Source organism: Streptomyces sp. NPDC090798 (assembly GCF_044768965.1).
Taxonomy (GTDB): Bacteria; Actinomycetota; Actinomycetes; order Streptomycetales; family Streptomycetaceae; genus Streptomyces.
Map to the genome: position 1 here is coordinate 43,418 of NZ_JBIVXA010000018.1, position 10,024 is coordinate 53,441.

Annotated in this window: 9 protein-coding genes; 8 read left to right on the top strand and 1 reads right to left on the bottom strand. The window is 72.0% G+C overall.

Going from position 1 to position 10,024, the window contains the following annotated elements:
- Positions 1-31 precede the first annotated feature (31 nt).
- The 8 genes from ACIQTP_RS32475 (at position 32) to ACIQTP_RS32510 (ending at position 8,755) form a co-directional block, all read left to right on the top strand.
- A complete protein-coding gene (locus ACIQTP_RS32475) occupies positions 32-685 on the top strand; it encodes a thermostable hemolysin (RefSeq protein ID WP_075032267.1) in 654 nt (217 codons plus the stop codon).
- Entirely contained in the window at positions 675-2,300 is a 1,626-nt protein-coding gene (locus ACIQTP_RS32480) for an AMP-binding protein (protein ID WP_403406703.1), read from the top strand. Before ACIQTP_RS32475 ends, ACIQTP_RS32480 begins: the two co-directional genes overlap by 11 nt.
- Positions 2,301-2,628: 328 nt before the next feature.
- The gene (locus ACIQTP_RS32485; protein ID WP_403406706.1) at positions 2,629-3,537 is read left to right on the top strand and encodes a TauD/TfdA family dioxygenase; all 909 of its coding nucleotides are present in this window, start codon (positions 2,629-2,631) and stop codon (positions 3,535-3,537) included.
- Positions 3,538-3,632: 95 nt separating this feature from the next.
- Positions 3,633-5,117 carry an MFS transporter gene (locus tag ACIQTP_RS32490; protein ID WP_403406709.1) on the top strand — a complete coding sequence of 495 codons (1,485 nt, stop codon included), beginning with the start codon at positions 3,633-3,635 and terminating at the stop codon, positions 5,115-5,117.
- A 38-nt stretch (positions 5,118-5,155) separates the two neighbouring features.
- Positions 5,156-5,725, top strand: coding sequence for a cupin domain-containing protein (locus ACIQTP_RS32495; protein ID WP_403406712.1), 570 nt, complete (start codon positions 5,156-5,158; stop codon positions 5,723-5,725).
- A gap of 107 nt (positions 5,726-5,832) precedes the next feature.
- Positions 5,833-6,303 (top strand): nuclear transport factor 2 family protein, encoded by a 471-nt coding sequence (locus ACIQTP_RS32500; RefSeq protein WP_075032262.1) that lies wholly within the window; start codon positions 5,833-5,835, stop codon positions 6,301-6,303.
- A 277-nt stretch (positions 6,304-6,580) separates the two neighbouring features.
- On the top strand, positions 6,581-8,044 hold the full coding sequence (locus ACIQTP_RS32505) for a DHA2 family efflux MFS transporter permease subunit (RefSeq protein ID WP_402050215.1): 1,464 nt from the start codon (positions 6,581-6,583) through the stop codon (positions 8,042-8,044).
- A 96-nt stretch (positions 8,045-8,140) separates the two neighbouring features.
- On the top strand, positions 8,141-8,755 hold the full coding sequence (locus ACIQTP_RS32510) for a dTDP-4-dehydrorhamnose 3,5-epimerase family protein (RefSeq protein WP_402050212.1): 615 nt from the start codon (positions 8,141-8,143) through the stop codon (positions 8,753-8,755).
- Between the two features lie 968 nt (positions 8,756-9,723).
- On the opposite strand, the gene ACIQTP_RS32515 is transcribed toward ACIQTP_RS32510, so the two are convergent.
- On the bottom strand, positions 9,724-10,024 hold a 301-nt coding region (locus tag ACIQTP_RS32515; RefSeq protein ID WP_403406716.1), incomplete at its 5' end, for a hypothetical protein.

A 10,024-nucleotide genomic window follows, 5' to 3' on the forward strand; every position in this document is an offset into this window, starting at 1 on the left:
TGACACCCCACCCTGTTAGGGAGCGCAGCACATGAGAATCACCCTGTCCGAGCGCGGCACCCCGGACTGGCAGACCGCCGCGGACCTCGCCCGGCTGGTGTTCGCCAAGCAGTACCAGGCGAGCATCTCGCCCGACCCGGACGGCTTCCTCGCCTTCTTCGAGACCGCCGCCGACGGCCAGGAGGAAGTCCTCGCCTGCGCGGGCCTGTCCTTCCCCGAGGAAGAGAGCATCCTGCTCGAGCGCTACCTCGACGCCCCCGTCGAAGACGTCATCACCCGGGCCGTGGGCGCCCCCGTCAAACGCTCCCAGGTCCTGCAGATCGGCTCCATCGCCTCGGTACGGGCCGCCGCCGGCGCCGAGATCATCAAGGCGATCCCGCTGATCATGGCCTGCCTGGGCCGCCCGTACGCGGTGATGACCATGACCGGCCGGCTCGCCGCCCTCATGCAACGCCTGGGCTGCGTCTTCCACCCCCTCGCCGACGCCAGCGCGGAACGCCTGCCCGAAGGCGAACGGGCCGCCTGGGGCTCCTACTACGACACCCGGCCCGTCGTCGGCTACGCCGAGGCCGCCGAACAGTCCACCCTCCTGCTGGCCGCCATCGGCCGCTACTGCTTCACCTCGGTCGACATGCGGCTGCTGAGCAACCGCCCGCAGCAGGGGGTGCTCACCCGTGCCGCCTGACACCCCCACCCGCCTGTCCCTCGCCCAGGGACTCCTGGAACGGGCCGCCAGCGACGCCGTCATGGTCCGCGTGCTGGCCGCCGACGGCAGCCGGCCCGCCACCTTCAGCTACCGCGACCTGATCGGCGCCGCCCTCGCACTGGCCGCCAGGCTCCAGGAACAGGCCCGGCTGCTGGGCCGGCCGGCCCGGATGGGACTGCTCGCGGAGAACTCGCCCGAATGGGTCGTAGCCGACCTGGCCGCCCTGTTCGCCGGCGCCGTCGAGATCCCCGTCCCGACCGCCTTCACCGCACAGCAGGCCGCCTCCCTCCTGCAGAGCGCCGACCTGTGCCTCACCGACAGCGCGGGCGAAGCCGCCCTGGCCCGCTGGCGCGCCGGCACCCCCCAGCCCGTCCTCCCCGACGGCTGCCCCGCCCTCGCCCTCGACCTGCCCGCCCTCACCCGCGCCCCCCGCCCCGCCGCGCCCCCGCAGATCCCCGCACACGACCAGATCGTCAAGGTCATCCACACCTCCGGCACCACCTCCGCCCCCAAAGGCGTACAGATCCGCCGGCACGGCCTGGACGAACTCCTCACCTCGCTGCGCGCCCGCACCCGCCCGGAGATCTTCGAGCGCTATCTGTCCATCGTCCCGCTCAGCCTCCTCATCGAGCAGGTCGCCGGCCTCTACATGCCCTTCCTGGCGGGCGGTTCGGTGTCCTTCCTGCCGCCGGGCACCGCCCTGGTCGGCACCGCCGCCGACGCCGCCCCCCGCATGCTCACCCTGCTGCGAGCGGCCCGCCCCACCGCCCTGGTCGTGCCGCCCACCGTCGCCGGCCTCTTCCTCGCCCTGTGCGACCAGCAGCCCGGCGAGCACGTGCACGAGCGCCACCGGCGGATCTTCGGACACGACGGGCCGGTCTTCGTCGCCTGCGGCGGCGCCCCCGTCCCCCCGGAGATCCTCCAGCGCCTCGACGCCTACGGGCTGACCGTCCACGAGGGCTACGGACTGAGCGAGAACTCCTCCGTGGTGTCCTGGAACTTCCCCGGCGCCGTCCGCTTCGGCACCGTCGGCCGCCCCCTGGACCACGTGCACGCCGAACTCGCCGAGGACGGCGAACTCCTCATCCGCAGCACCTCCCTGTTCGCCGGCTACACCCGCGAGGACCCCTCCAGCGTCGTCGTCGACGACCAGGGCCGCCTGCACACCGGCGACCTCGCCGAGATCGACGCCGACGGCTATCTGCGGATCACCGGACGCAAGAAGAACCTCGTCATCACCGCGGGCGGCCGCAACGTGGCCCCCGAATGGGTCGAGGCCCGCTACCGCGAACTCGGCTTCGTCCGCGAGGCCGCCGTCGTCGCCGACGGCCTCGACCAGGTCCACGGCCTGTTCGTCATCGACGCCGGCCTCGACCCCGCCACCGCCCGCCGCGAGATCACCGACTTCGGCAGCCGGAAACTCTCCGGCATCGAACGCGCCGCCGTCGTCCACCTCATGTCCGAGAACGACCCCGCCTACGCCACCTGCTTCACCGTCACCGGACGCCCCCGCCGCGACGTCGTGCGCGCGTACGTCCTCGAACAGCCCCGCACCCCGGCCCCCCGCGGCGGCGAGACCAAGGAGAAGGCTTGACATCTCCCCCAGCTGAAGCAGGGGGATTCTTCCCTCGCGGGTTGAGCTTTCTGCTTCTCAGACAGCAGCTGCCCCGAATCAACGGCGGGGGACATCGCTACGCCCAGCAGTCACACGCCAGCTCCACAGACCTGAAATCCCGCCAGCCCGGCGGTAGACCCGGCCAGCTTGGATATCACCGGCCGAGCGTGGCAACGCTGCTACATCCGCGGGCAGTTGCTGGTGAACGACGATCCGCCCTGGCGGCGAATCGTCTTCCCTTGCCCTGCTCCGCAGGAGTCCGTTTCCTCCCCAGCCCGAAGGCTGGGGTATCCACGGAGGAATCCAGATGAGCACGGCTATGAAGATCACCCCCTACGGCACCGGCAGCGGCCTGCTGGTCGAACCCGCAGGCCCCGGCGGCCTCGACGGCATCGACCCCAAGGAACTGCGCGACCTGCTCTCCCAGGCCGGCTTCCTGCTGCTGCGCGGCTTCGGCGCGGACATGGACGCCTTCACCGCCCTGGTGCAGCACACCTCCACCTCCACCACCCTCGACCCCGCCCGCGACTTCTACTCCGAGGTCGCCCAGAAGGTCGACGCCGGCTTCGACGAGGTGGGCCTGCACACCGAGAACGGCAACAGCCCCTTCCGCTCCCACCTCGCCTGGTTCTTCTGCGAGAAGGCCGCCTCCTCCGGCTCCCAGACCACCGTCTGCGACGGCTACCGCGTCTGGGACGCCCTCAGCCCTAAGGCCCGCACCGCGTTCGCGGCCCAGGACATCGTCTACAGCCGCTACGTCGCCGAGCCGCAGTGGCGGGCGATGGCCCACCACCTGCTGGGCCGCACCAAACCCGCCGACGAGATCGGCGTCGAAGAACTCCTCGCGCTGGCCGGCCAGTTGCCCGGCACCGAGATCGTGCCGCAGACCGACGGCGGGGTGCGCTACGCCTTCACCACTCCCGCGGCCGGCACCACCGTGTTCGGGCCGCGCCCCTCCTTCGCCAACAGCATCCTGGGCCCCTCCTTCAACTACGAGAAGCCCACCATCACCTTCGCCGACGGCACCGCCCTGTCCCCGCAGCTGCTGGCCGAGGTCGAAGAGGTGACCGCCCGCCTCACCGAGAACCTCGACTGGCAGGACGGCGACGCCGCCGTCATCGACAACACCCGCGTCATGCACGGCCGGCGCGCCATCACCGACCCCGACCGCACCATCTACAACGCCCTCAGCTACATCGAGGCACCCGCCGCCTGACCGGGCCGCCCCTCCCACCCCCGCCCCCCTCAGCGGAAGAAGAAGGAGGGGGAGGGGGCCCAGGGGCGGGAGGCAGATCCATCCGAGAGGGAGCCATGACCACCGACCACACCGCCGCCCCCCGCCCGACGGACACCGCACCCGCCGGCGCCGCAGCGGATCCCCGCCGCTGGCGCCTGCTCGTCTTCGTCGCCCTCGCCCAGTTCATGGTCCTCCTCGACACCACCGTGGTGAACCTCGCCCTGCCCGCCATCCAGGCCGACCTGAAGGCCGGCGCCACCGCCGTCGAATGGGTGCTGACCGCCTACATCCTGTGCTTCGGCGGCCTCATGCTGCTCGGCGGCCGCACCGCCGACCGCTGGGGCAGGCGGCGCACCTTCCTGCTCGGCGCCCTGCTGTTCACCGCCGCCTCCCTGCTGTGCGGGCTCGCCCAGGGCGCCGGCCTGCTGATCGCCGCCCGCGCCCTGCAGGGCTGCGGCGCCGCCTTCCTCTCACCGGCCGCGATGTCCCTGGTCACCACCACCTTCCCCAAGGGCCGCGAACGCACCACCGCGCTCGCCGTATGGGCCGCGCTGGCCGGCCTCGGCGGCACCCTCGGCGTCATCGCCGGCGGCCTGATCACCGACAGCCTCAGCTGGCGCTGGATCTTCTACATCAACCTGCCCTTCGGGATCGTCGCCGTCGCCGGCGTCCTGCTGCTGTCCCGGGGCCGCCCCGAAACCCGTATCCGCGGCTCACGCCCCGACATCGCCGGCGCCGTCACCGTCACCGCGGGCCTGGCCGCCCTCGTCTACGCCATCGTCAACATCCAGGACCACGGCGCCGCCTCCACGCCCTACGTCCTGGCCCCGGCCGCCGCCGCCCTCGCCCTGCTGGCCGCGTTCGTCCTGATCGAACGCCGCACCCCCGACCCGCTGATGCCGCTGCACCTGTTCGCCACCCGCTCCCTGGCCACCGCGGGCCTGGGCCGCGTCCTGACCAGCGGCGTGCAGGCGTCCGTGCTCTTCCTGTGCAGCTACTACCTGCAGCGCACCCTGGGCTACTCCACCCTCAGGTCCGGGTTCGCGTTCCTGCCGCTGGGCGTCGTCGCCATCCTCGTCACCGCCCCCGCCACCCGCATCATGCACAAGGCCGGCCCCCGCCCCGTCTACCTCGCCGGCGCCGCCGGCTCCGTGCTCGGCCTGATCCTGCTCACCCAGGCCCCGCAGCACGGCACCTACCTGCTGCACCTGCTGCCCGCCCTGCTCATCCTCGGCGCGTCCATGCAGTGCTGCGGCATCCCCGTCAACGTGCACGGCGTCTCCGACATCCCCGCCCGCCAGCAGGGCATCGCCTCCGGCGTCCTGGTCGCCGCCTTCCAGGTCGGCGCCTCCCTCGGCGTGGCCACCGTCGCCACCAGCGCCCTGACCCGCACCACCCACGAACTCACCCACCACACCGCCCCCGCCCTGGCCTGGCTGGACGGCCTCCACCTCGGCTTCTGGATCGCCACCGGCATCGGCGTCCTCAACCTGCTCACCGCCTACTTCGGACTGCCCCGCCACCACCGGGCCCCCGCCCCGGCCACCCGCACCGCCTGACCACCCCCCCCAACCCCCCAACGGACACGGAGAGGCCCATGGCACGCCCCGGAGACACCCTCCACCTCGGCAACGACAAGCTCACCTTCCTGACCACCGCCGCCGAAACCGACGGCGCCTTCGTCGAAGTCGAAGTCGAGTACGCCCCCGCCGTCATCAAACCGCCCCAGCACTACCACCCCCGCCAGACCGAACACATGCGCCTGGAGAGCGGCCGCCTCAGCCTCCAGCTCGACGGCGTCCTGCACGAGTACGAACAAGGCGCCGACTTCTACATCCCGCCGGGCGCCGTCCACTCCATGTGGAACCCCGGCCCCGAACCCACCCGGGTCATCTGGCGCACCACCCCCGCCTACCAGACCGAAACCGTCTTCGAGACCCTCTGGGGCCTGACCAACGAAGGCCGGCTGCGCCCCGACGGCACCCCCCGCCTGCAGATGCCGCTGCTCGCCCTCGCCTTCCGCGACGAGTACCGCGTCGTCACCGGCCGCCCCTACCCCCTCGACACGGCCCTGTGCCTGCTGCTCTCCCCGCTCTCCCTGGCCTGCGGCTACCGCCCCACCTACCGCCCGCCCCAGAACACCGCCACCCTCCAGCCCACCGCCTGAACACACCGCCAGGGGACCGGAGTTCGAGCCGGACACCAGGGCGCAGCGAGCCGCGCGCCCTAGCGTCGGCCCCAACCGACATACGGCCGATGCGTGGAGGAATGGTCATGGCCACCGAAGCACACGAATTCACCCTGCCCGGCGCGGATCTCCCGCAGCCCGACGCCGAACTGCGCAAGAAGCGCGAGGCGGTCGTCCTGCAGCACACGGTCGCCGAGATCGCCTGGGACATCGACGGCGTGCTGGCCACCTTCCCGCGCGGCGGCGTCTACCGCATCCAGGCCTTCGAAGAGGGCCCGCTGATCGGCGAAGAAGCCATCAAGAAGGGCTACTTCGCCGACCTCAAGGCCGCCTTCCCCGACCTCGAGCACGAACTGCACCACGTGCACCACACACCCACCGCCGTGATCCTCGAGGCACAGGCCCGCGGCAAGCAGGAGGCCGACTGGCGCGGCATCCCCAACCGCGGCAAGTCCATCGACGCCCCCGTCGCCGTCTTCTTCCACTTCGACGGCGACGTCCTGATCGACGAGACCCTCTACTTCGACATCGCCACCTTCCAGCGCCAGCTCGCCTGACCCTCCCCCCTTGTTCCGCGGGCGTGGGGGGGGGGGGGGGGGGGGGGGGCGGGGGGCGCGCCCCCCCCCCCCCGCCCCCCCCCCCCCCCCCCCCCCCCCCCCCCCCCCCCGCGCCCGCCCGTGTGCCGAGCGGGGCTCGAGGAGAACTTGAGCAGGCGTCCGTAGCGTCGACGGCGCCGTACCGGCCCGCGCGCGGGCGCGGGCACAGCCAGCCGCGGGCCGGACCGGTCACGGCGATGAGCATCTCGCACGACCCGCCTCCAGAAAGGATGCTCGGATGAGCACCGTCAACCCCCCATCCCCGGGCGGTGGAACCAGCAGGGTGGTCTTCTGGGCCATTCTCACCACCAGCCTCGCCTCGTTCATGGCGGGACTGGACAACCTCGTCATCATCACGGCGCTGCCCACCATCCGGGAGAAACTCGGCGGCAGCCTCACCGACCTGGAATGGACGGTCAACGCCTACACCCTGTCCTTCGCGGTCCTGATGATGTTCGGCGCCGCCCTCGGCGACCGCTTCGGCCGCCGCAAGGTCTTCAGCCTGGGCCTGCTGCTGTTCACCGGCGCCTCCGCGGCCGCCGCCCTCGCGCCCGGCATCAACGAACTCGTCGCCGCCCGCGCCGTCCAGGGCGTCGGCGCGGCCATCATCATGCCGCTGTCGGTGACCCTGCTGACCGCCGCCGTGCCCGCCGAGAAACGCGGCGCGGCCCTGGGCATCTGGGGCGCCGTCAACGGACTGTCCATCGCCGCCGGCCCGCTGGTGGGCGGCGCCATCGTCGAGCACCTGTCCTGGCAGTGGATCTTCTGGCTGAACGTGCCGATCGGCCTGGCCCTTGCCCCGCTGTCCTTCCGCAAACTCGCCGAGAGCCGTATCGCCCACTCCCGCCTGGACGCCGTCGGCACCGCCCTGGCCAGCCTCGGCCTGTTCGGCATCGTGCTGGGCCTCATCAAGGGCCACGGAGACGGCTGGACATCCCCGCAGGTCCTGGGCGCACTGATCGGCGGCACCGCCGTGATGGCCCTGTTCGTGGTGTGGGAGAACCGCACCGAACACCCGATGGTGCCGATGCGCATGTTCCGCAACCGCGCGTTCACCGCGATCAACCTGGCCGGCGCCCTCATGTCGGTCGGCATGTTCGGCGCGATCTTCCTGATGACCCAGTTCCTGCAGAACATCCAGGGCTACACCGCCATGCAGGCCGGCGTACGGCTGCTGGCCTGGACCGCCATGCCGATGGTGGTCGCCCCCATCGGCGGCATGGTCTCCGACCGCATCGGCGGCAAACCCGTGGTCACCCTCGGCCTCGCCATGATGACCGCCGGCATGGTCTATTGGGCCTTCGTCCTCAAGCCGGACGTCTCCTACGCCGCCCAGCTGCCCTCCCTGATGATCTGCGGCGCCGGCATGGCCCTGTTCTACGCCCCGCTGATGAACCTCACCATGGGCTCGGTCGCCGAACACGAACAGGGCATCGCCTCCGGCGTCACCGCCGCCACCCGCGAGGTCGGCGCCGCCCTCGGCGTGGCCCTGCTCGCCTCCATCTTCAGCGCCAACGGCGGCTACGCCTCACCGCGCAACTTCGTCGACGGCCTGGTGCCCGCCATGTGGGTGGGCGCCACCGCGGTGGCCCTTGCCACCCTCGCCATGCTGCTGGCCCCCTCCCGCCGGCGCGCCGCCGCGAGCGCCCCCGTCGCGCAGGCCGCCCCCGCGCAGGAGACCGCACCGGCCCCCCTGCACTGACCTGGCGCCGGGGCCGGCACCACCCCCCCGGGGTGGCGCCGGCCCCGGCGCCGTCCCACGAACCGGCGCCCCGACGCCCCGACGAACCGAGGACGCATGGCCATTGAGGAGATGAAGGTCCGCGACGCCTTCCGGATCACACCGTCGCAACTGCCGGACAACCGGGGCCTGTTCTTCGAGGCCTGGCGCCTGGGCGAGCTGACCGGAAGCAGCGGCCAGCCGTTCACCGTCCGCCAGGTCAACTTCTCCGTCTCCCGGCGCAATACGCTGCGCGGCATCCACGGCACCACCCTGCCGCCGGGCCAGGCGAAACTGGTGACCTGCGTGCGCGGCGCCGCCCTGGACGTGGTCGTCGACCTGCGCGTCGGCTCCCCGACATTCGGCATGTTCGACACCACCCTGCAGGAAGCCGGCTCCGGCATCGGCGTCTACCTCGCCGACGGCCTCGGCCACGCCTTCCTCGCCCTGAGCGACGACACCTGCATGAACTACCTGTGCTCCGAGGAGTACGTGCCCGGCACCATGGTCGACATCCAGGCCCTCGACCCCGACATCGGCATCCCCTGGAACACCACCGGACAACTGATCCGCTCCGACAAGGACACCCACGCCCCCAGCCTCCAGCAGGCCGCCGCCCGCGGCCTGCTGCCCACCTACGAACAGGCCCTCGCCTCCTACCACCCCGCCGCCGGCGCCGGCCGTCACCCGTAACCGGACCACCGGCCGCGCGGGCCCGCGCATGCTCATCCGACGACCTGACGGGTGGCGCCGGCAGCCGGAGGCGCGGTGGTCGAGCGTGTCCGGGCGGTCCTGCGCACGCCGCCGGCCGGCTGCTGCTGATCCGGCGCACCTGGCCGGGCACAGCGCCCTGCCGGGTTTTTTCCGGCGGGCACGTCGAACCGGACGAGCCCCGCCCGCGCGCGGCCCAGGTCCCGCGATACGCGAAGAGACCGGCGCCGAGCCGCAGCTCACGGGCCCGCTGCAGGTGCCGGCCGACGCACACCAGCGCCAGTATTTCTACCTGGCCCGCATCCGGTCATGATCCGAGGCGGACCGCACCGGCCCGGAGTTCACCGGCCCGGACCGCGCAGAACACCGGCTCGAGGAAGTCCCGCTGCCCGTCCGGGCGCTCGACGCCCGCAGGCTGGAGCCGGCCCGGCGCAGGGCTTCACACGGCTTCTCCCACGGCCTGGCGGGATCTCCACTCGCGGCGCAGGAGATGGATCCGCAGAGCCGCGACGGCGAGAAAGGCGAGGCCGATGCCGCCCCAGGCTGTCGATCAGGCGCGGACCCCGCACGCCGTGGCGGAGGCCACAGTTCCGCAGGCGGGAGACGGGAAGGGGCGTCAACTCCGGCCCGCCCGGGGGCCAAAGCAGGCAGGAGCGGAACCGGCCGGCACCTCACCCGGCGGCACCTCGCGGTGATCTGTTCCTGCGCACGGGCATCTGCCACTTCTGTTGAAAGTGCGAACCGATGTGCTCCGGTCGCCGAACGGGGGGCGCCGACCTAACCTCGGTTGAGGCCGACAGTGACCAATGGGGCAGTTGTTCAAGATGGGAGAACATCGTGAATGCCACATTCCGCAGCCACTGGGGGCGCACCTTCGCCGTGGGAACCCTGACAGCGGCCCTGCTGTCCGGGGGAACAGCGGGCGGTATCGCGGTAGCAGCCACCGGATCTCAGCAGCACCCGGCCGCACCCGCAGCGACACCTTCGACATCGGCGTCGGAGACGTCGAAGACGACGACCACCGCGCCGTCGCCGACGATGACCACCACCACCACCAAGCCGTCGCCGACGACCACCACCAAGTCGGCGCCGTCGAAGACCACCAAGCATTCGCCGAAGCCGACTCCGTCGAAGAGCAGGAAGTACTCGCCGAAGCCGAAGCCGACTCCGTCGAAGAGCAGGAAGTACTCGCCGAAGCCGACTCCGTCGAAGAGCAGGAAGTACTCGCCGAAGCCGACTCCGTCGAAGATC